At 72.5% G+C, this 19,613-nt stretch carries 17 protein-coding genes; 7 read left to right on the top strand and 10 right to left on the bottom strand.

The features are described from left to right. Positions 1–72: 72 nt before the first annotated feature. Positions 73–1,581, top strand: a complete 1,509-nt coding sequence (locus DFI_RS12920; RefSeq protein WP_027464072.1) for a S41 family peptidase — start codon at positions 73–75, stop codon at positions 1,579–1,581. Between the two features lie 89 nt (positions 1,582–1,670). Beyond that, on the top strand, positions 1,671–2,051 hold the full coding sequence (locus DFI_RS12915) for an ACT domain-containing protein (RefSeq protein WP_081426000.1): 381 nt from the start codon (positions 1,671–1,673) through the stop codon (positions 2,049–2,051). Between the two features lie 13 nt (positions 2,052–2,064). On the opposite strand, the gene DFI_RS12910 is transcribed toward DFI_RS12915, so the two are convergent. Beyond that, positions 2,065–2,718, bottom strand: a complete 654-nt coding sequence (locus DFI_RS12910) for an Lrp/AsnC family transcriptional regulator (protein ID WP_027464074.1) — start codon at positions 2,716–2,718, stop codon at positions 2,065–2,067. Between the two features lie 111 nt (positions 2,719–2,829). On the opposite strand from DFI_RS12910, the gene DFI_RS12905 reads away from it, so the two are divergent. Next, on the top strand, positions 2,830–3,192 hold the full coding sequence (locus tag DFI_RS12905; protein WP_027464075.1) for a hypothetical protein: 363 nt from the start codon (positions 2,830–2,832) through the stop codon (positions 3,190–3,192). 8 nt (positions 3,193–3,200) lie between these two features. On the opposite strand, the gene DFI_RS12900 is transcribed toward DFI_RS12905, so the two are convergent. Together DFI_RS12900 and ftsH are read right to left on the bottom strand one after the other, a co-directional pair. Beyond that, positions 3,201–3,662, bottom strand: a complete 462-nt coding sequence (locus DFI_RS12900) for a GNAT family N-acetyltransferase (protein WP_043779450.1) — start codon at positions 3,660–3,662, stop codon at positions 3,201–3,203. 106 nt (positions 3,663–3,768) lie between these two features. Beyond that, entirely contained in the window at positions 3,769–5,634 is a 1,866-nt protein-coding gene (gene ftsH, locus DFI_RS12895; RefSeq protein ID WP_027464076.1) for an ATP-dependent zinc metalloprotease FtsH, read from the bottom strand. A 271-nt stretch (positions 5,635–5,905) separates the two neighbouring features. Here ftsH and DFI_RS12890 point away from each other — a divergent pair, with 271 nt between their 5' ends. Together DFI_RS12890 and trxA are read left to right on the top strand one after the other, a co-directional pair. Continuing rightward, positions 5,906–7,321 (top strand): hypothetical protein, encoded by a 1,416-nt coding sequence (locus DFI_RS12890; protein WP_027464077.1) that lies wholly within the window; start codon positions 5,906–5,908, stop codon positions 7,319–7,321. 26 nt (positions 7,322–7,347) lie between these two features. Beyond that, complete coding sequence (gene trxA, locus DFI_RS12885; RefSeq protein ID WP_043779455.1) at positions 7,348–7,776, top strand: thioredoxin; 429 nt, start codon at positions 7,348–7,350, stop codon at positions 7,774–7,776. Between the two features lie 6 nt (positions 7,777–7,782). On the opposite strand, the gene DFI_RS12880 is transcribed toward trxA, so the two are convergent. The 3 genes from DFI_RS12880 to DFI_RS12870 form a co-directional block, all read right to left on the bottom strand. Continuing rightward, positions 7,783–9,444 (bottom strand): adenine deaminase, encoded by a 1,662-nt coding sequence (locus DFI_RS12880; protein ID WP_027464079.1) that lies wholly within the window; start codon positions 9,442–9,444, stop codon positions 7,783–7,785. A 70-nt stretch (positions 9,445–9,514) separates the two neighbouring features. Then, on the bottom strand, positions 9,515–11,308 hold the full coding sequence (locus tag DFI_RS20260) for a WD40 repeat domain-containing protein (protein ID WP_027464080.1): 1,794 nt from the start codon (positions 11,306–11,308) through the stop codon (positions 9,515–9,517). Positions 11,309–11,381: 73 nt separating this feature from the next. Continuing rightward, positions 11,382–12,440: a hypothetical protein gene (locus DFI_RS12870; protein WP_027464081.1), complete on the bottom strand. Its 1,059-nt coding sequence runs from the start codon at positions 12,438–12,440 to the stop codon at positions 11,382–11,384. Between the two features lie 95 nt (positions 12,441–12,535). On the opposite strand from DFI_RS12870, the gene DFI_RS12865 reads away from it, so the two are divergent. Continuing rightward, positions 12,536–14,233 carry a M14 family metallopeptidase gene (locus tag DFI_RS12865; RefSeq protein WP_027464082.1) on the top strand — a complete coding sequence of 566 codons (1,698 nt, stop codon included), beginning with the start codon at positions 12,536–12,538 and terminating at the stop codon, positions 14,231–14,233. Between the two features lie 3 nt (positions 14,234–14,236). After that, positions 14,237–14,869, top strand: a complete 633-nt coding sequence (locus tag DFI_RS12860) for an SGNH/GDSL hydrolase family protein (RefSeq protein ID WP_043779460.1) — start codon at positions 14,237–14,239, stop codon at positions 14,867–14,869. Between the two features lie 28 nt (positions 14,870–14,897). On the opposite strand, the gene DFI_RS12855 is transcribed toward DFI_RS12860, so the two are convergent. The 4 genes from DFI_RS12855 to DFI_RS20255 all read right to left on the bottom strand — a co-directional run bounded on the left by DFI_RS12855 (position 14,898) and on the right by DFI_RS20255 (position 19,594). After that, on the bottom strand, positions 14,898–17,303 hold the full coding sequence (locus DFI_RS12855) for a glutamine--tRNA ligase/YqeY domain fusion protein (RefSeq protein WP_027464084.1): 2,406 nt from the start codon (positions 17,301–17,303) through the stop codon (positions 14,898–14,900). A gap of 61 nt (positions 17,304–17,364) precedes the next feature. Then, complete coding sequence (locus tag DFI_RS12850) at positions 17,365–17,853, bottom strand: hypothetical protein (protein ID WP_027464085.1); 489 nt, start codon at positions 17,851–17,853, stop codon at positions 17,365–17,367. 104 nt (positions 17,854–17,957) lie between these two features. Beyond that, positions 17,958–19,196: a S1C family serine protease gene (locus DFI_RS12845; protein WP_081426002.1), complete on the bottom strand. Its 1,239-nt coding sequence runs from the start codon at positions 19,194–19,196 to the stop codon at positions 17,958–17,960. Next, positions 19,193–19,594, bottom strand: a complete 402-nt coding sequence (locus DFI_RS20255; protein ID WP_022800918.1) for a hypothetical protein — start codon at positions 19,592–19,594, stop codon at positions 19,193–19,195. The genes DFI_RS12845 and DFI_RS20255 overlap by 4 nt, the downstream gene beginning before the upstream one ends. Positions 19,595–19,613 lie beyond the last annotated feature (19 nt).

Genomic DNA, 19,613 nt, shown 5'->3' with positions numbered 1-19,613 from the left:
CGGCGCGTCCCTCTGGACGGAACGGCCGCAAACGTGCGTGCGCCCCCCCATTTGGGGGTGCATGATGCAAGCGTGAAGAAATCTGTTCTGACGATCCTCGGCCTCAGCCTGCTCCTCGGCTCCTGCAATCAGCCCCAGGTCGTCGATCCGAACGCCGACGACAAGACGCCCTTCATCCCCCGCACCGTCAGCGGCCCCGTCACCTGCCCCGACGGCACGCAGGGGTCCACGCGCGGCGTCGCCGGCCTGCTCGGCGCCGACCAGAAAGACCGCGGCAACCTCGTGACCCTCAGCGCCCTGCGGCAGCAGACTGACCTGCTCGGCACCGTGCAGGACATGCTGTACGCCAGCAAGAGCATCATCAACCCCCTGTACTTCGGGTACAGCACCGTGGACCTGCAGAAGCTGCACGACACGACCTACACCACCTTCAAACAGACCTACCCCAAGCACCTGGGCACCTACTACGTGGACGACACCACCGACGCCCTGATGGACGAGTACATCAACGCCATCCAGGACGGCCACACGTACTACATGGACGCCCAGATCTGGAAACTGTCCAACGACAGCAGCAGCAACGCCCCCCAGGCCACCCCCACCTTCGGGCTGCGCCAGACCACCATTCCCGGCCAGGACGGCCTGCTGGTCGTGAACGTCCGCGCCGAGGGGGCCGCCTTTGCCGCCGGCCTGCGCCGCGGCGACGTGATCCTCAGCGTGGACGGCCAGGCCCTGACCCGCACCATCCCCGCCCAGGTGGGCGCCGACGGCAGCGTGAACGACAGCGCCCAGATGGCCGCGTTCGGCAAGGTCATCTCGGCCGCCGCCGCCAGGCAGGCGCCCGTGACCTTCGTGGTCCGCCGCGGCGCCGCGCAGCGCACCGCCACCCTGCAGGCCAGCGTCCTGAACGGCATGGAGTACCCCTGGGGCGAGATCCGCAACGACACCACCGGCAGGAGCTTCTACTACCTGCGCGTGCCCACCTTCATGGGTCAGGGCGTGGCCGCGAGAGTGCATGAACTCGTCGCCGAGGCCAGGGCGCAGGGCGTCAGCGGGCTGGTCGTGGACCTGCGCAGCAACGGCGGCGGCCTCCTGACCGAGTTCGTCGGCGCCGTCGGCGCGTTCGTGCCCGACAAGGCCACCCAGCAGGTCCGCTACGTGGACGGCACCAGCACCACCTTCCGCTACAACGCCGGGAAGGTGTACTACAACTACTCCTGCTCCGCCCCGCAGGCCATCAGTGCCGTGCCCGCCGCCAGCCTCTGGACCGGCAAGGTCGCCGTGCTCCTGAACGGCGGCAGCGCCAGCGCCAGCGAGATGTTCAGCCAGAACATCAAACTCGGCGGGCAGGCCACCCTGATCGGTGAGGAAACCTACGGCGTCGGCGACACCAGCACCTTCCACCTCGAACTTCCCGGCGAGCGCGGCATCAGCGTCACCGCCGGTCGCGTGTCCGTCGGCGGGCAGGCCTCCACCCAGTTCGTCACGCCGGACATCGCCGTGCGCGATGACCTCGCTGCCCTGGCCGCCAGCGGCACCGACGCCGCCCTGCAGACCGCCTTCACCGAACTGCTCAAGTAAGCCCCCAACCTCCCCCGCCCCCGCCGCGCCCACCCCGGGCCGGCGGGGGCCCTCATGTCCCCGACGGGCCGGGGCGCACAATGGAGGGCATGGCCCACCTCACCCTGTCCGTGCTGCCCCTGAAACTCGCGGTGTGCCGGGTCCGCCCGGACACCCCCGTGCCGGCCGCCGGCGGGGACTTCTGGAGCCTGACCCACACCCCGGACGAGGTGTCCCTGGTGTGCGAGGAGTACCTCGTCCCGGACGGCATAACCGCCGAGGGTGGCTGGGCGGTCTTCAAACTGCACGGCCCCTTCCCGTTCGACCTGACCGGCATCCTCACCAGCGTCCTCGAACCGCTGCGGGACGCCGAGATCGGTATCTTCGCCCTGAGCACCTTCGACACCGATTACGTGCTCGTCAACCGCGCGCACCTGAGCGAGGCCGTGAACGTCCTGCGCGCCGCCGGGCACACCGTCCTGGAGGCTTAGTTCTCGCCGGTGGTCAGCGTTCGGGTTCCGTGGAAGCCGGGGCGTGCTCCAGCCCAGGCACGTTCTCCGTGTCCGCCAGGAAGATTCCCAGCAGGTACGGCTCCCCGCGGCACGTGCTGTAGCGCTCGTGCAGGGCCCGCAGGTCCGCCTGGAGGGCGAGCGCGTCCTGCGGGCTGAGGTGCACGAGGTGCCAGCCGCTGACCATCACCGGCGCCTGGGCGCCCAGGTCGGCCCACCGCAGGCCGTCGTCCCGCATGATGCGGAAGGACACGTCCCCGCCCGCGGAGCGTTCGGTCACGAACCCCCACCCCTGCGTGTCGAAGGGGGGCCGGGAGAACGTGCGGTGAATGGCCGACTCGAAGAGTTCGAGGTGCTGCGCGCGGTTCTGACGGCCGACCTGCGCGGGCGACACGACCGAGAACGGCACGAAGTAGGCGCCGGCCGTCGCGCGGTACAGGCGCACCGCCCGGCCCGCCCGGGGGCGCACCTCGACGGCCGCCAGCAGGCCGGCGCGTTCCAGGCGCCGCACCCGCCGGTACAGCCACTCCGTGCTCACCCCCAGGGACCGGGCGGCTTCGGCAATGCCCCGGGCCTCGTCCATGAAGGCCCCCAGCAACCGCGTCCAAGCCCGGTCCATCAGCAGTTCGGCCTGAACGGAGCTCTCCACCCGGCAGGGCCTACTTTTCATTACCGATTGCATGGCAAGTAGAGCATAGGCCAGGGTGCAGGCACGCCCCAGGACTTCTTCGGTCGCGCCCTCCTCACTGGCGCCGCAGGCGTGCTGTTCGCCCTCGGCATGCCTCTGCTCTTCGCGGCCGACCACGTGGCCGCCGCGGCCGGCGCCCCGGGCCCGGCGGTCGAAGGCCTCGCGCAGGTCGCGGCCAGCGGACTCCTCGGGCTGGGCGTCATCGACTGGTGGTGGCGCGGCAACCTGGTGGGCGGCATTGCCGGGCGGCCGCTCGGACTGGGGAACCTGCTGTGTTTCCTGAGCCTCTCGGCCACCCTGGGCCGGGCCACCCTGGCCGGTGAACTGCCCGAGGGCATGGGGCTGGTGGCGGCCCTGCTGGGCCTCCTGACCGTGGCCTTCGCGTGGCGGATGTTCCTCTGGCGACCCGCGCTGCCCCCGGCCTTCGGGCGCTGACCCCCAGGTCAGCGGGGCTTGAGGTCCTTGCGCATCAGGTAGTTGGTGTGGCCGGGCGGGTAGTCGTGCTCCTCGGCGTACACGGCATACCCGTGGCGTTCGTAGAAGGGCCGGGCCTGGAACTCCCAGGTGCTCAGTTTGACGCGGGTGCAGCCCAGCGCGGCGGCCTGCGCCTCCACGTCCGCCAGCAGGCGCGCGCCCCAGCCCTGGCCGCGCAGGTCGTCCCGCAGCCACATCAGGTTGATCTCCAGCCACCCCCACAGCGGCACCGCCCGGCCGGTGCAGCCGCCCACGACCTCCCCCGCCTCCGAGAGCACGTAACTCTCGACCGGGGTGGACTGGTGGCGGTGTTCGGGCGTCAGGCGCTGGCGCAGCATGGCGCTGTGCCGGTCGTTGTAGGCGACCAGACCGGACGACACCACATCTTCACGTGCGGGGTCGGCGCCGGATTCCAGGTGGTAGGAGGGCATGCGTCCAGTCTGCGGCAGCGCTGCGGCGCGGTGCATCGGCCAGATCGCCCAGCACCATGACAAACCCCCTGCGCGGGGCAGGGGGCCGGGGAAGGGGCGCTCGGGGTCAGGCAGTGGGTTGCGGCACGGCGTGCGTTTCGCCGCCCACGCGGGCCACGGCGTCCCGCACGACGTCCCCGGTGATGAGTTCCTGGCTCATCAGGGCGTCGGCGACCTCGTGCATGGCGGCGCTGTACTGCGTGATCAGGTCGCGGGCGCGTTCGTAGGCGCGGTTCAGGATGCGCTTGACGTCCTCGTCCACCAGCTGACTAGTGTGCTCGCTGAACATCTTGGGTTTGGCCATGTCCTCCCCCAGGAACACCGGGCCGGAGTCGGTGCTCAGGGCCATGTTCTTGAAGTTGTCACCCATGCCCCACTCCAGCACCATCTTGCGGGCGATGTTGGTGGCCTTGCGGAAGTCGTCGGCGGCGCCGGAGGTGACGTTGCCGGTGAAGACCTCTTCGGCGGCGCGGCCGCCCAGGGCCACGACCAGCTGGTTTTCCAGGCGTTCCTTGCTCATCAGCACCTGTTCTTCCGGCAGGTAGAACGCGGCGCCCAGCGCTCGGCCGCGCGGAATGATGCTGACCTTCTGCAACTTGTCGCTGCCGGGAATCACGGCGGCCGTGACGGCGTGCCCGGCCTCGTGGTAGGCGATGGCGCGCTTCTCGGTGTCGCTGATGGTCAGGGACCCGTTTTCCAGGCCCAGGGTGATCTTGTCCAGCGCGCGGTAGAAGTCGCTCATGTCGATCTGGGTCTTGCCGACCCGGGCGGCTTCCAGCGCAGCCTCGTTGGTGACGTTCTTCAGGTCGGCGCCACTGAAGTACGGGGTGCTCTTGGCGATCTCCTCGACGTCCACGGTATTCGCCAGGGGCTTGTTGCGCATGTGGACTTTCAGGATCGCCTCGCGTTCCTTCAGGTTCGGCAGGTCGATGGTGACCTGACGGTCGAAGCGGCCGGGGCGCAGCAGCGCGGGGTCCAGCACGTCGGGCCGGTTGGTGGCGGCCAGCACGATCACGTTGCTGGTCTTGTCGAAGCCGTCCATCTCGGACAGGATCTGGTTGAGGGTCTGTTCGCGCTCGTCGTGCCCGCCGCCGATCCCGGCGCCGCGTTTGCGGCCGATGGAGTCGATCTCGTCGATGAACATGATTGCCGGGGCGCTCTTGCGGGCGTCCTCGAACAGGGTGCGCACGCGGCTGGCGCCCACGCCCACGAACATCTCCATGAACTCACTGGCGCTGACGCTGAAGAAGGGCACGTCGGCCTCGCCGGCGATGGCGCGGGCGAGGAGGGTCTTGCCGGTCCCGGGAGGGCCGACCAGCAGCACGCCCTTGGGAATCTCGGCGCCAATCTGGTGGTACTTCGCGGGGTTTTTCAGGAAGTCCACGACCTCAATCAGTTCCTTCTTGGCTTCCTCGTGCCCGGCGACGTCCGTGAACTTCGTCTGCACGCGGTTTTCCTTGCCGTACTTCTTGGCGCGGGACTGCCCGAACTGCATCACGCCGCTCTGGCCGCCCTGCGCGCGGGCGAAGAAGAAGTACATCATGCCCATCAGGAGCAGGATCGGCAGGAAGCTCAGGATGATGCTCAGCCACTGGCTGGGTGCCGCGAAGCTGTAGTTCACGCCGCGGGTCTTGAGTTCGTTCAGCAGTTCACTGTCGGGCGTGGCCGGGTTGCCGGGCAGGCGCACGGTGAAGCCCTCCACCTCGCGGGGGGAGGTGCCCTGCGCGGTGTTCACGGGCAGGGTCGTTTTTTCCTTCAAGGTAACGGTGGCGGTGTCCTGACGGACGACCAGGGATTCGATCTGCCCCTGGGCCAGCGCGTCCTTGAAGACGTTGTAATTCACGGAGGACCTGCCCCCGCCGAAGCCCTGGGCGGCCAGCATCAGGGCCACCAGGACGAAAAGAACCATTAACCAGGGATTGAGCCGCCTCAAGGGTGAGCCTCCAGTGGGTGAGTCGGGGGAACGGTCGTCGGGTCGGGCACAGCCGGGGCACGCCTGGAGCGCAGCTTTGCGCGTGCGGGCACCGGCGCAGGAGCGGAAAACGGGCCGGGTGGGACGCCGGGCGCCCCATAGACTTGAGTGTACCAGACTCAAGGTGCGGGGCTGCGTGTCGGCGCCAACACTCGGTTTAGAAAACGGCAACCTTCCCCCCGTTCCTCCCCGCCCGCGCCCCACACAGGCCGGGGCGTTATCCTGAGGGGTGATGATCGACGTCGCCACCACCTGGCAGCAGGCATGCACGGCGCTCGCGGCAGGCGACTACGACACGGCCTTTGACGTGCTGGAAGCCGCCCTCAGGGAAGCGCAGCCCGCCCAGCGCGGGCCGCTGCACCTGTACCTCGCCAGCGTCCACTCCCTGTACGGGGACCCCGCCCTGCCCGACGTGCAGCGCGAACTGCAGCGCGCCACCCGCACCGACCCCGCCCTAGCCTCCACGCCGCTGTACGCCGCCCTGGACGCCGAACGCCACGCCCGCGCCCACCCGGAAGAGCCCACCCCGCCCGCCGTGCCCCCGGCCGTGCAGGCGGCCGCCGACCCCCTGGCCCGCTACCACGCCGTGTGCGCCCTGGCGCTGGGCGGCGACCCGCAGGCCGCGCTGGACGTGCACCTGCCCATCACGGAATTGCCCGTGCACCTGCGCTGGCGCCTGCGCAGCTGGCAGGCCGACGCGCAGGAAAGCCTGGGGCACACCCAGGACGCCGCGCACCTGTACGCCGAGGCCGCGCACCTGAGCGCGGGGCTGAACCGCGCCACCATGCTGCAGGAGCAGGCCGCGCTGGAACTGCAGCTCGGCAACGCCGAGGGTGCCAAGCGCGCCCTGGACCAGGCCCGGCCGCTGTACCCGCCGGCCGTCACGCAGGACGACGACGCCCTGAACCTCGCCACCTGGCACTACCTGCGCGCCCAGGCGATGCTGAACCTCGGCCGGCCCGAAGCCGCCCAGGACGCCATCCGCGAGGCCGACCGGCTGGAACGCGAGCACGGCGACCCCAGCTACGGCGTGGCGCTCGTGCGCGGCCAGGTGCTCACCCACCTGGGCCAGACCGAAGCGGCCCTCACCGCCTTCCAGGACGCCCTGACCCTGGCCGCCCCCCAGGACCGCCCCTACGCCAACCACGAACTCGGCGTGGCGCTGCTGGACCTGGACCGGCCGGTGGACGCCCGCGAGAAACTGGAAGCGGCGCTGCACGAACGCGACTACCCCTTCCAGCCGGAAGTCCTGGCCGACCTGGCCGAGTGCGATTACCGCCTGGGCCGGCTGGCCGAGGCGCAGGCCGGCGCCGAGGCGGCCATGGCGCAGGGCGCCGTGGTGCCCGCCAGCCTGGTGCTGGGCAGCGTGGCCCTGGACTACTTCCAGCTGGACGAGGCCCTGGAACACTACGAACGCGTGATCCGCGAAGCCGCGCCTGAGACCCGCGACTGGATCCTGGCGCACCAGATGGCGGCCGACATCATGGCCCAGCAGGGCTTCCCCAACCCCAGCGCCGCCTACGCCCACGCCCAGCAGGCCCTGGCCCTCACCCCGGAAAGTGACGACTGGCACGCCACCTTGCAGGATTACGTGACGCGGACGCAGGCCCTGATCGGCACGCAGGGCGGCGGCCGCACCCTGAACTGACCCACCCAACCCAGGAGGTGCCCCGCATGACCAGCCCCAGCATCCTCACCTGCCCCCACTGCCAGGCGAAAAACCGCGTGCAGGCCGTCCCCGAGGGCGAGGTGCCCGCCTGCGCCCGCTGCGGCCAGAAGCTGCCCTGGCTGCACGACGGCACCGACGAGAGCTTCGCGCAGGACACCCGCGCCAGCGTGCCCGTGCTGGTGGACTTCTGGGCGCCGTGGTGCGGCCCGTGCCGCGTGATCGGCCCGGTGCTCGAACAGATCGCCCGCGACCACGCCGGCCGGGTGCGGATCGTGAAGGTGAACGTGGACGAGAACCCCCGCACCCCCAGCGAGTTCGGGGTGCAGGGCATTCCCACGCTGATCATCTTCCGGGACGGGCAGCTCGCGGACCGCATCGTGGGCGCCGCGCCGCGCGCCACCATCGAACAGAAGCTGTTCCCGCCCGGCGCCTGAGGCCCCTCAGGCGGGCAGCAGGCGCCAGCCGGTCACGTCCAGCAGGCCGCGCGGCGTGAGCTTCAGGGCCGGAATCACGCTCAGGCCCAGGAAACTCAGGGTGGTGACCGGGTACGGCAGCGTGCAGCCCAGCGCCTGCGCCGCCCGCGTGACCTCCCGCAACTGCCGCGCGGCGTCCGCGGGGGCCGCGCCGGTCATCAGGCCCGCGTACGGCAGGGGCAGCTCGGCGCGCACCTGCCCGCCCTGCACCAGCACCACGCCGCCCCCCAGCGCCTCCAGGGCCCGTCCGGCCGCGCGGATGTCCTCGTCCGTGCCGCCCAGGAAGGCCGCGTGGTGCGCGTCGTGCAGCACGCTCACGCCCAGCGTGCCGCCCGTCAGGCCGCTCCCGGCCGTCCAGCACGCCGCCCACTCGCCTCGCCCGTAGCGGTCCGCGACGACCAGCCGCGCGTCCCCGGGCGTGGCGGCGTGCGCGGTGGTGATCTGGTCGGCGTGCACCTGCACGACCGGCCAGTGGCCCGGCACGTCGAAGCGCGCCGCGTTCCAGCCCGCCCCCAGGACCACGCCGCCCCCCGGCAGCGGTGGCGTGAGCGTGCCCGCCCACGCCTCCTGCCCGCCCACGAAGGTCCCCAGCACCTCGAAGCTCTGCAGGTCGCGCAGCAGCACGAAATCCGCCCGGTACCCCGGCGCCACCGCCCCCAGGTCGTGCAGGCCCCAGTACTCGGCCGGGTTGCAGGTCACCAGCGCCAGCGCGTCCAGCGGGTCCAGGCCGCCCGCCACGCACGCCCGCAGCAGGCGGTCCAGGTGCCCCAGCTCGAGCAGCTCGTCCACGCTCACGTCGTCACTAACCAGCATGGCCCGGCGCGGCCGCTCCCGCAGCACCGGCAGCAGCGCCTGCAGGTTCCGCGCCGCGGAGCCCTCCCGCACCATCAGCCACAGGCCCGCCCGCAGCCGCTCGCGCGCCTCGTCCGGGCTGGTGGCCTCATGGTCGGACTGCACGCCCGCCGCCGCGTACGCCAGCAGGTCCCGGCCCCGCACGCCCGCCGCGTGCCCGTCCACCCGCCGGCCCGCCGCGCGGCCCGCCTCCAGTACCGCCCAGACCTCGGGGTCGCCGCTCAGCACCCCGGGGTAGTTCATGACCTCCGCCAGCCCCAGCACGCCGGGCCGCGCCAGCATCGCCGCGACCTCCGCGGCGCCCACCTGCGCGCCGCCCCGCTCGAACTCGCTGGCCGGCACGCACGACGGCGCCGACGCGTACACCCGCAGCCCCGACGCCCGCCCGGCGGCCAGCATCCAGTCCAGGCCCGCCACGCCCAGCACGTTCACGACCTCGTGCGGTTCGGCGACCACGCAGGTCGTGCCGCGCGGCAGCACCGCCGCCGCGAAACTCGCCGGGGTAAGCAGACTCGACTCGATGTGCACGTGCCCGTCGATGAAGCCCGGCGCCAGCACCGCGCCCCCCGCGTCCAGCACCCGCCCCGCGCGCAGGTCCAGCCCGGCGCCCACTGCCGCGATCCGCCCGCCGGCGATCAGGACGTCCGCCGGGTACAGCTCCCGCGTGACCGGCTGCGCCACCTGCGCGCCGCGCACCAGCAGGTCTCCCGGTTCCTCGCCCCGCGCCACCCGCACCAGCCGCTGCCGCTCCTGCACTCCGCCGTCATCAGGCCGCATGGGCCAGTCTATGCCGCGGCCGGCACGGCAACGCCCCCGGGCGGTGCCCGGGGGCAGGCACGCGGCACGTTCAGCGCAGGACGCTGAACACCGTCACGCTGCCCGGCTGCCCGGCCGTGCCGGCACCCACCATCAGCTGCTGGCCGTTCGGGGACCAGGCCAGCAGGCTAGACGTGGTGCTGAACGCCCCGGTCCGGGTCAGGACGGCGCCCGTGGCCGTGTCCAGGACGTACAGCGGGGTTTTCAGTTCACTGGTGAGCACCGCCAGCAGCTTCCCGTCCGGGCTGAAGCGGACGCTGCGCACCCGGCCGCCCAGCGGCACGGTCTTGAACGCGGTGGTCGCGCCCGGCTTGACCAGCGCCACCTGAACCGCGTCCCGGCTGTCCAGGTACGTGACGGCCAGGGTGCCGCCAGGGCTGAGCTGCAGGCCCTGCAACTCCGCGCCGGCCGGCGCCTTGAACGCCACCGTGAGCTTCCCGGTCGCCACGTCGTAACGGCGCAGGTCACCCTCGTGCGGGATGAGCAGCACGCCCTTGCCGTCCGGGGTGGGCGCCGCGGCGTGCACGTCCTCGATCTTCATGGCGTTCAGGTTGTCCTCGGTGACGCGCCGGACGACCTTGCCGGTCTTGGCGTTCAGCACCGCGAAGCCGTAGTACCCACTCGCCACGGCCACGCTGCCGTCCGGCGTGGCGACCAGATCCTCGTACTCGGCGTCCTCGTCCAGCGCGGCGATCTGCCGCACCCGGCCGCCCTCGGTGACGCGCACGGTCGTCCCGTTCAGCGTCCAGATCACGCCCCGTTGCGCGTCGAAGTCGTACAGGTCGTTCACCGGCCCGACATTCAGCGCTGCGCCCGTCTTCAGGTTCCGGAAGCCGTCGACGCCCGCGTACGCCGTCCCGTCCGGCAGGAACGCGCCCAGCCAGGCGTTCGCGGACGGCAGGTTCACCCGGCCGGACTCCTTCCAGCGGCGCGTGTCGAACAGCGCCACGCCGCGCCCCAGCGCCAGCGACGCCTTGCCGTCGGCGCTGCTCACCACGCGGCCCTCGGCGTCCCAGTCGAAGCTGCGGCCCAGCGCCTCCCCGGTTTTCAGGCTGTAGCGCTGCGCGTCACCCCAGCCGCCGTACACGAACTCACCCTCACCCAGGAACAGCACGGTGCCCTCCGGGTCCAGGGCCTCCTCCTCGTCCAGGAACAGGGCGTCCTCCCCAGCCCGCAGGATGGCAGTCTCCACGTCCGTGCGGACCACCACGCTGCCGTCCGGCGCGAAATCCACCGCCAGATCGGAGTAGTCGTCGCTGAGTTCGCCCTCGGACAGCACCTTGCCGTCCTCCACGTTCACCAGCTGCACCACCACGCCGTCCGTCACCACGGCCCGCGCGCCGTCCGGCGACAAGCGGAAGTCGTACCACTCGCCGTCCACGTCCAGCGGCAGGAACGCGCCGGTGCCGGTCGCGTCGCCGCGCACCAGCAGGCCGTCGTCGAGCAGCAGCACGCGGCCCTGCGCGTCGAAGGCGATCCCGCCGTAGCCCTCCCCGCGCCCCAGCACCCGCCCGCTCGCCAGGTCCCACACCGCCCACTGCGAGCCGGTCATGGCCGCCACGCGCTGCCCGTCCGGGCTGAGCGCCAGGTGCTCCACCACGCCCTGCAGCGCCGCCATGGTCCGCACGACCTTCAGGTCCGCGCCCAGCACCACCACGGCGTTGTCGGCAGACACCAGCCACTGCCCGCCGGGCAGTTCCAGCGCCCGCTCGACGTCCGCGCCGGGCACGGAGTACACCTGCAGGGGCTTGAGGCTCAGGGAAGACGCGGCGCCGCCCAGAGAGACGGCCAGGGTAACGGAGAGCAGCAGGGCAGGAAGTTTCACCCGGTCACTCTAGCGGCCCGCCCGCCCGGCCCGGCGCGAGTCTGCCCGGGCCGGGCCCCAGGCGCCGCGCCGCTCAGCCCCGGCCGCGTCCCGGAAGGCGGGCGCCCGGCGGCCGGAACCACTGCCAGGACCACACCACCCACTCCGCTCCCGCCTCGCCGCGGCCGGCCTCGCTCACGATCAGCTGCACCTGCGAGCCCACCCGCAGCCAGTACGCCGCCCGCCCCGGCCGGACCAGCAGCGCCAGGCCCACCCCAGCGTCCCCCGGGCCGCCCGCCTGCCCGGCGTGCAGCGCCGCGGCGTGCCGGTCCAGGTCGGCGTCCGGCAGGTCCGGCAGCCACGCGCGCAGGTGGGCGGCCAGGGCCGCCGGGTCCGGCAGGGCCTGTGCCTGCGTGCGCTGCGGCAGGGACCGCAGGCCCCGCGACAGCCGCACCGCCTCCTCCAGCGTGCCCGGCGGGTCGGCGCCGCCGTGCAGCGGCGTCAGCGCACTCCACAGGGTCCAGCGGGCCAGGTCGGCCGGCCGCGCGGCGAGGGCCGGGTCGGCCAGCAGGGCCGCGCGCAGCTGCCGCGCCCCCTGCACCCGCAGGTCCGGGTGCGCGCCCACGAACGCCGAGAGTACCCCCCACGAGCCCAGCAGCAGGTGATGCGCCCGCGCCGTGAGCAGCCCCGCCAGCAGCGCCGCCCAGGTGGGGGGCGCGCCGCCGCACAGCGTGGCGATCAGGGCGTCCGTCGCGTCGGGCGGGGCGCCCGCCCCCGGCGCGCCCAGCTGCCGGGCCCGGTCGGCCGGCATGGCCTGGTGCGCGCTGCCCAGGTGCCGCACCAGCCGCGCCACCTGCGCGGCCGTGAGGGGCGGCGGGTCCTTCAGTGCCAGCAGCGGCCACAGCGGCGACTCGTGCTCGGTCAGCAGGGTCCAGGGGTGCGCCCGGCGCGCCGGCAGGTCCGCCGGGACCCGCAGGGCCACCCGCACGCGCTCGGTCACGTCGTCGTACACGCCTGAGAGCTGCCGCGTCAGGCTGCCCGGCCCGCCCAGCACCTGCCGCTCGGTGTCCGGCAGCAGCGTCACGCCCCGGCCGGGAACGGCGTGCAGCGCCGCCGGCAGCAGGGGCACTTCTGGGGTCGGGGCGTCCGGCATGCGCTTCATGCTAGGCGCCCCGGCCCTACACTGCCCGCACCGCACAACCCCTGGCCCCGCCCGACGCCCGCGGCCCGGCCCCCTCAAGGAGACGCATGGCGACACTACAGTTCCCGCACTACCACACCTTCGACGAGCTGACCGCGTACCTCCGGGACGTGGCCGCGCAGCACCCGGACCTCGCGCGCCTGGACAGCATGGGGCAGTCCTACGAGGGCCGCGACCTGTGGGTGATGACCCTCACGAACACCCGCACCGGCCCCGACACCGAGAAACCCGCCTACTGGATCGACGCGAACATCCACGCCGGGGAGATCACGGGCGGCGCCACTGCCCTGTGGACCATCGACCACCTCGTCCGCCACTTCGGGCAGGACGGCCCGGACGGGCAGGAGGTCACCTGGCTGCTGGACCGTTTCGCGTTCTACATCGCGCCCCGGCTCTCCCCGGACGGCACCGAGGCGTTCCTGACCGGCGAGCGGCACGTGCGCTCCAGCCTGCGCCCCTACCCGTTCAGCGACGACCGCGAGGGCCTGTACCCGCACGACATCGACGGTGACGGCCGCATGTTGCAGATGCGCGTGCCCGACCCCAAGGGCCCCTGGCGGGCCAGCGACACGGACCCGCGCATCATGCGCCGCCGCCGCTTCGACGACCGGGAAGGGCCCTTCTACCAGGTGTACCCGGAAGGTCTGATCCGCGACTTCGACGGGTACACCGTGAAGCCCGCCCCGGTGAAGCACGGCCTGGACCTGAACCGCAACTTTCCCTTCGACTGGGCGCCGGAAGGCCAGCAGCGCGGCGCCGGGCCCTACCCGGCCAGCGAACCGGAGACGCGGGCCATCGCGGAATTCTTCAGCACGCACCGCAACATCAACGGCGTGCAGTCCTACCACACCTACGGCGGCGTGATCCTGCGCCCGTACGCCTCCAGACCCGACGACACCTTCCCCACGCACGACCTGCGGGTGTACCAGCTGCTCGGCGACCGCGGCACGGAACTCACCGGGTACCCGCACACCAGCGTGCACCACGGCTTCCGCTACGACCCCAAGGCCAACCTGCACGGTGGGCTGTTCGACTGGCTGTACGACTCGCTGGGGCTGTTCGCCTTCGCGAACGAACTGTGGGACGTGGTGTCCGCCGCCGGCATCGGCGAGAAGGACAAGGCCGGCATTCTGAAACGCGACTTCATCGCCTGGCCCCGCACCCACCCCGAGGAAGACGACGTCAAGCTCCTGAAGTTCAACGACGAACACGACCTGCAGGGCTTCGAGGCGTGGCGACCCTTCGACCACCCGCAGCTCGGCGCGGTGGAGATCGGCGGCTGGGACTACCGCCGCTTCTGGGGCGTGGCGCCCCTGAAGTTCCTGCCGGACATCGCCGAGCGCAACGCCCGCTTCACGCTCGCGCACGCCGCCGCCAGCCCCCTGCTGAACTGGAAACTGATCGAGGTCCACGCCCTGGACGGCGGGTTGTGGCGGGTGGTGGGCGTGCTGGAAAACGCCGGCTTCCTGCCCACCCACACCACCGCCAAGGCCCTGGAACGGCAGGCGGTGGACCCGGTGCGCGTGAAGGTCACGCCGGGGCCGGGCGCGGCGCTGGTCAGCGGGGAGGCCACACAGGACATCGGGCACCTGGACGGCCGCAGCGGCACCGCCACCGACGCGGGCGGCAGCACCCAGGAACGCAAGCTGGAATGGGTGATCCACGCCCCTGCGGGCGGGCGCGTGACCGTGGAGGCCGCCGGGCAGCGGGCCGGCGTGGCACGCGCCGACGTGGCGCTCGACTAGCCCATGCCAACGCCAAGCCGAATCCCCGTGCAGTGTTTCGTGGCCCTGGGGGACAGCGTCACGGAGGGCGTGGGGGATCCCGTGCCGGGCTTCCCGGACCGGGGCTCGCACGATCAGCTCGCCGACCGGCTGCGGCGGCTCAACCCGGCGCTGGTGTACGTGAACCTCGCCCGGCGCGGCCTGCAGAGCCACGAGATCCTGGCCTCCCAGCTGGACCCGGCCCGGGCCCTGAGCCCCGATCTGGTCAGCGTGATCGCCGGGGCGAACGACCTGCTGCTGCGCCGCTGGGACGCCGCGCGGTTCGAGGCCGACCTGGGCACCCTGCTGGGCGCCTTCCCGGGCGCCACCTGCCTCACCATGACCCTGCCGAACTTCTCGGTACCGCTGCGTATGCCGCCCACCATGACGGCCCGCTTCGAACGGCAGTGGGTGCAGGCGAACGGGATCATCCGCCGCCTCGCCCGGAAGCACGGCGCGCTGCTGCTGGACATCGGCGCGGACGAGGCGTTTCACCACGCGGCCGTGTGGAGTGCCGACGGCGTCCACCCGAACGCCCGCGGGTACGCGCAGGTGGCGCAGGCGATGGCGGAGTTGCTGGGCCTGCCCGGCACGGAAGCGGCCCCGCCAGCGGACTGACGGGGCCAGAGGGGAGCAGGGGACTTCCTCAGCCGCCGAGCGCCTCGCCGAGCGCCTGCGCCAGCGCTTTCGGGTCGGCCTTGCCGCCGGTGGCGCGCATGACCTGCCCGGTGAAGAAGCCCATCAGGGCCGTCTTCCCGCCGCGGTAGGCCTCGACCTTGTCGGCGTTCGCGGCCAGCACGTCCTGAACGGCCCGGCGCAGGTCGTCGCTGGACAGGCCGGCGTTCAGGCCCTCGCGTTCGATGATCGCCACCGGCGCGTCCCCGGACGCGGCCGCGCGGGCCAGGGCGTCGCGGGCCACGCGGGTGGTGATCCCGCCGCCGGCCAGCAGGGCCGCCAGCGGCGCCAGGTCCGCGGCCTGCACCTTCACCTCGCCGCCGCGCAGGCCCACCGCCAGGTCGTTCACCGTCCACGACGCGACCTGCCCGAAGGTGCTGTCCTGCACGGCGCCGCCCACGAAGGCCAGCAGCGCCTCGTCCCGCGCCAGGGTGCGGGCGTCGGCGTCCGCGGCGCCCAGGCCGGTCAGGCGCGCCACCTCGGCCTCCTGTTCGGGCGTCAGGGTTTTCGCGGGCCCGTCAGCTTTCGGGGTGGCGCCGGGTTTCGGGGCGGCCTTGGGCCTGGCGGGCTCGGCCTTCTGGGCTTCTTTCGCCCAGGTGTCTTTCAGGGTGATGATCCGGCCGAACACCGGGGCGTCCTCGCGGCTGTCCACCGGGTCACGCCAGAAGTAGCCCTGCCGCTCGAACTGGTAACGGGTATCGACGGGGTCGCCCGCCACGCTGGGTTCCACGAAGCCGTGCAGGACCTTCAGGCTGCCCTCGGTGAGGTAACGCATGTACCCGGCATCCACGGGCGCGGCGGTGTGCTCGGCGTCGTGCTCGGAGGGGCCGGCGCTGTCGTCGTCGTCCGCTTCCTGTTCGCCTTCGGGGTGCGGCACGCGGAACAGGCGGTCGTACAGCCGGAATTCCACCGGCAGGCCGCGCCCAGCACTCACCCAGTGGATCACGCCGCCGGCCTTGGCGTCCTCGCCGAGCAGGGTGGCGGTGACGTGGGTGACGCGCCCGGTGTCGTCGGTCTGGTAGTCGTCGGCGCGGATGATGCCGGCGCCGCGCAGGCGCACGGTGCCGCCCGGCGTGAGGCGCTTGTAGCCTTTTGGCGGCTCGGGGTTGAAGTCGTCGCGCTCGATGTAGATCTCGCGGGTGAGCGGCACGTCCCGCACGGCCTGCTCGGGGGCCACGCGCTCGCCGCCCGGCAGGGCGACCCGGCCGTCCGGGCTGTCGCGGATCACGTCGAAGGGCCAGTACGGCAGGCTCAGGGTCTTCTCGCCGTCCAGGTTGCTCAGGGTGACCTTCACGGGGTCCAGCACCGCCATCACGCGCGGCGCGCGGTGGTTCAGGTCGTCCCGCACGGCGTTCTCGTACAGGCTGATGTCCACGGTGCGGTTCGTGCGGCTCACGCCGATCTGCGACGCGAAGTTCCGGATCGCTTCGGGCGTCACGCCCAGGCGGCGCTGCGCGCGGATGGTGGGCATGCGCGGGTCGTCCCAGCCGCTCACCTTGCCTTCCTGCACCAGCCGGCGCAGCTTGCGTTTGCTGGTGATGGTGTATTCCAGGCCCCGGCGGCCGAACTCGTACTGGTGCGGGCGCGGCTGGAAGCCCAGGCGCTCCATCAGCCAGTCGTAGATGGCGCGGTTGTCCACGAACTCCAGGCTGCACATGCTGTGCGTCACGCCCTCGATGGCGTCCTGGAGGGGGTGCTCGAAGTCGTACGCGGGGTAGATGCACCACGCGTCGCCCTGGCGGAAGTGCGGGTGCTTCACGATGCGGTACAGCACCGGGTCGCGCAGTTTCATGTTGGGGCTGCTCAGGTCGATCTTCGCGCGCAGCACGTGCGCGCCGCTCTCGAACTCGCCGGCTTTCATGCGGCGCAGCAGGTCCAGGTTCTCCTCCACGCTGCGGTTGCGGTAGGGGCTGGGCGTGCCGGGCGTGTGGGCATTGCCGCGCAGGCGCGACATCTCCTGCGCGCTGACGCTGTCCACGTAGGCGTCGCCCTGGCGGACCAGCTGCTCGGCGTACTCGTAGTACCGGCCGAAGTAGTCGCTGGCGTAGTACAGCCGGTCTTCCCAGTCCAGGCCCATCCACTTCAGGTCGTCCACCATGCTGTCCACGTACTCCTGCCTGACCAGCTCGGGGTTCGTGTCGTCCATGCGCAGGTTGAACTTCCCGCCGTACTGCACGGCGGTGCGGTAGTCCAGGAAGCTGGCGAAGATGTGGCCCAGGTGCGCGTACCCGCTGGGGTCCGGCGGGAAGCGCGTGACGATCTCGGGGTACTTGCCGGCGGCCAGGTCCTTCTCGATCACTTCCGTGATGAAGTTCGGCGCGACCAGCGGCGCCGGGCCACCGGTCGCGTCCGGGGTGGGGGAGGGAACGTCCGTCATCCCGACAGGATACGCGCCCCACCCGGAGTGAACCGGAGTGGGGCGCGGGGAGGGCGGGGGCTCAGGCAGCCGAGGGGGCCGGGGCGGGGCCGCTGGGGGTCGCGTCGGGGTCGGTGCGGCGCGGGCGGGCGGGGCGTTCGGCGGTGGGGGCCGCTTCGGCGGCCGGGGCGGGGGCGGCCCCGATGCGCGCGAGGGTCTGTTCGAAGGCGCGCAGGGCGTCGCTGGCCTCGAGTTCGGCCACGGCGCGGGCGTTCAGCGCGGCGAGTTCCTCGCGGGTGACGGCGTACTCTGGGGCGTCGTGGCCCTTGAGGCCGTGCAGGACGGCGTAGGCGGTGGCGGCCTGGATGGTGGCGCCCTTGGCGGTGGTGACCGCGGCCTCGGTGTGCATCTGCGCGCCGACCAGGGTGATCTGCTCGGGGCTGATCAGGGTGACGCGGTCACCCCGCTCCTCCATGTGCGCGGCGAGTTGCAGGAGGCTGCGCAGGTCGCGCATCTGGCTGAAGAGGTCCAGGTGGGCGAGCATCGCGCCGGCTTTTTTCAGGGTGTCCATGCCCGCATTATTCTGTTTTAAGCAGAATTGTCAAGATGAATTTAGACACAATGAAGGGTGGCCGGACCCGTTTGCCCGTCACCCTCACGCCCGTCTGCCAGGACTCAGCCGCTGCGGACTTCCTGCCGGCCCACCAGCACCAGCTTCACCGTGCGCTGCGCGCCCTCCCGCACCACCGTCAGCGTCACCGTGTCCCCGGGCCGGAAGGCCCGCACCGCGAACTGGAAATCGCTGAAATTGAAGATCCGCTTGCCGTTCACGGCCGTCACCACGTCCCCGGGCGTGCCCGCCCCGCCGTTCGAGGCGATCCGCGTGGCCTTCAGGCCCGCCTGCGCCGCCGGACTGCCGGGCGCCACCGTCGTGAAGAACGCCCCGGCGGTCGTGCCCAGCCCCAGGCGCAGCTGGCGGTTCACCTCCCGGAACTCGTCCTCGGACAGCTCCGCCAGGGCCGGCGGCAGCGACACGCCGATCACCGGCACGTCCCGCTGCACGCCCCGGCGCAGGTCCGCCAGCAGCGCCGAGCCCGACGTGACCGGCACCGCGTACGACGTGATCCGCCGCGACGAGCCCTGTACGCTGATGTAACTCACCACGCCCACCACTTCGCCTCGCGCGTTGATCACCGGGCCGCCGCTGTCCCCGGGAATCAGTTCCGCCGTGAGTTTCAGCGTGCCGCTCGGGAAGTCCGCCTGCTCGGCGGCGGTGTCCAGCGCCAGCAGCCGCCCCGTCTTGGAGCGCAGGAAGCGGCCGTCCCCGTTGCCGATCACCAGCGCCGGGTCCCGCACGCTGGGTGCCGCGCCCGCCAGCGGGAAGAACGGCGTGCCGGCCGGCACCTGCACGCGCAGCAGCGCCACGTCGTTCTGCGCGTCGAAACCCACCACGTTCAGCGGGTAGCGCTTGCGGTCGGCCGTCACGGCCACCAGATTGCTGGCGCCCTCCACCACGTGGTACGCGGTGAGCGCCAGGCCGTCGGCGGAGATCAGGAAGGCGGTGCCCACCCCGTCCGGTTCGGCGCAGCTGCCGGCCGCGACGCCCGGCGTGGGGCAGTCCTCGATGCGCAGCGTGGCGGGCCGCAGCCGGGTGTACAGCGCGTCCAGCGTGCCCTGCTCCTGCACGCTGATCTTCTCGCGGCTGGCCTTGGTGTTCGAGGCGCGGCCCTGGTAGTCGCGCCGCGGGAAGTCCTGCGCGTCCCGGGTCTGGGCCGCGGCGCCCCCCGCCCCCGGGGGCGTCTGGGCGCTGCCGGCGGGCAGGCCGGTCAGGAGGGCGGCGAGCAGCAGGGCCGCGCGCCACCGGCCGGGCTGCTGTGCGGGTGTGGTGTGCGGGCCTGTGCGTTCCCCGGTCATGAGCCATTCTCGGCGCCGGGGGCCGGCGCGGCAGGAACCTGGGGCACATTGCCCGCGGTGGGGTCGGGCGGGGGCGGCGTGGCGGGCAGGCCCAGGCGTTTCTCGATCAGCTGCCCGAGCCGCGCCAGGATGTCCGGGCCGCTCCAGCCGGTGATGCAGGCGGCCGCCAGCAGCCACGCGGGCGAGACGCTGCCGGGGTCGCGGCTGAGGCCCAGCAGCAGGGCGGTGACGGTCAGGGCGGCGATACCGGCGGCGAGGCTCAGGGCCAGGGTGGGCCGCAGGCGCGGCGCGTCCGGGAGGGCGAGGCGGCGGGCGAGCTGGGTGAGGCTGCCGGCGACCAGGGCGGTGCCGAGCAGCGGGGCGAGGGCCAGGAGGGGAGGGGAGAGGACGTCGGGCATGGGGCACCTCCATTCGGGC

This window comes from Deinococcus ficus (assembly GCF_003444775.1).
Classification (GTDB): domain Bacteria; phylum Deinococcota; class Deinococci; order Deinococcales; family Deinococcaceae; genus Deinococcus; species Deinococcus ficus.
Note: the sequence above shows the minus strand (reverse complement) of the source record. Positions and strands in the feature narration are given on the sequence as shown.

Bases quoted from the DNA above. Each gene is read 5' to 3' on its own strand.
- DFI_RS12915 (WP_081426000.1), top strand. From the start codon at position 1,671: ATGGCCCACCTCACCCTGTCCGTGCTGCCCCTGAAACTCGCGGTGTGC.
- DFI_RS12865 (WP_027464082.1), top strand. From the start codon at position 12,536: ATGGCGACACTACAGTTCCCGCACTACCACACCTTCGACGAGCTGACC.
- DFI_RS12890 (WP_027464077.1), top strand. From the start codon at position 5,906: ATGATCGACGTCGCCACCACCTGGCAGCAGGCATGCACGGCGCTCGCG.
- DFI_RS12845 (WP_081426002.1), bottom strand. From the start codon at position 19,196: ATGACCGGGGAACGCACAGGCCCGCACACCACACCCGCACAGCAGCCC.
- DFI_RS12855 (WP_027464084.1), bottom strand. From the start codon at position 17,303: ATGACGGACGTTCCCTCCCCCACCCCGGACGCGACCGGTGGCCCGGCG.
- DFI_RS12880 (WP_027464079.1), bottom strand. From the start codon at position 9,444: ATGCGGCCTGATGACGGCGGAGTGCAGGAGCGGCAGCGGCTGGTGCGG.
- DFI_RS20255 (WP_022800918.1), bottom strand. From the start codon at position 19,594: ATGCCCGACGTCCTCTCCCCTCCCCTCCTGGCCCTCGCCCCGCTGCTC.
- DFI_RS12900 (WP_043779450.1), bottom strand. From the start codon at position 3,662: ATGCCCTCCTACCACCTGGAATCCGGCGCCGACCCCGCACGTGAAGAT.
- DFI_RS12860 (WP_043779460.1), top strand. From the start codon at position 14,237: ATGCCAACGCCAAGCCGAATCCCCGTGCAGTGTTTCGTGGCCCTGGGG.
- DFI_RS12850 (WP_027464085.1), bottom strand. From the start codon at position 17,853: ATGGACACCCTGAAAAAAGCCGGCGCGATGCTCGCCCACCTGGACCTC.
- DFI_RS12870 (WP_027464081.1), bottom strand. From the start codon at position 12,440: ATGCCGGACGCCCCGACCCCAGAAGTGCCCCTGCTGCCGGCGGCGCTG.
- trxA (WP_043779455.1), top strand. From the start codon at position 7,348: ATGACCAGCCCCAGCATCCTCACCTGCCCCCACTGCCAGGCGAAAAAC.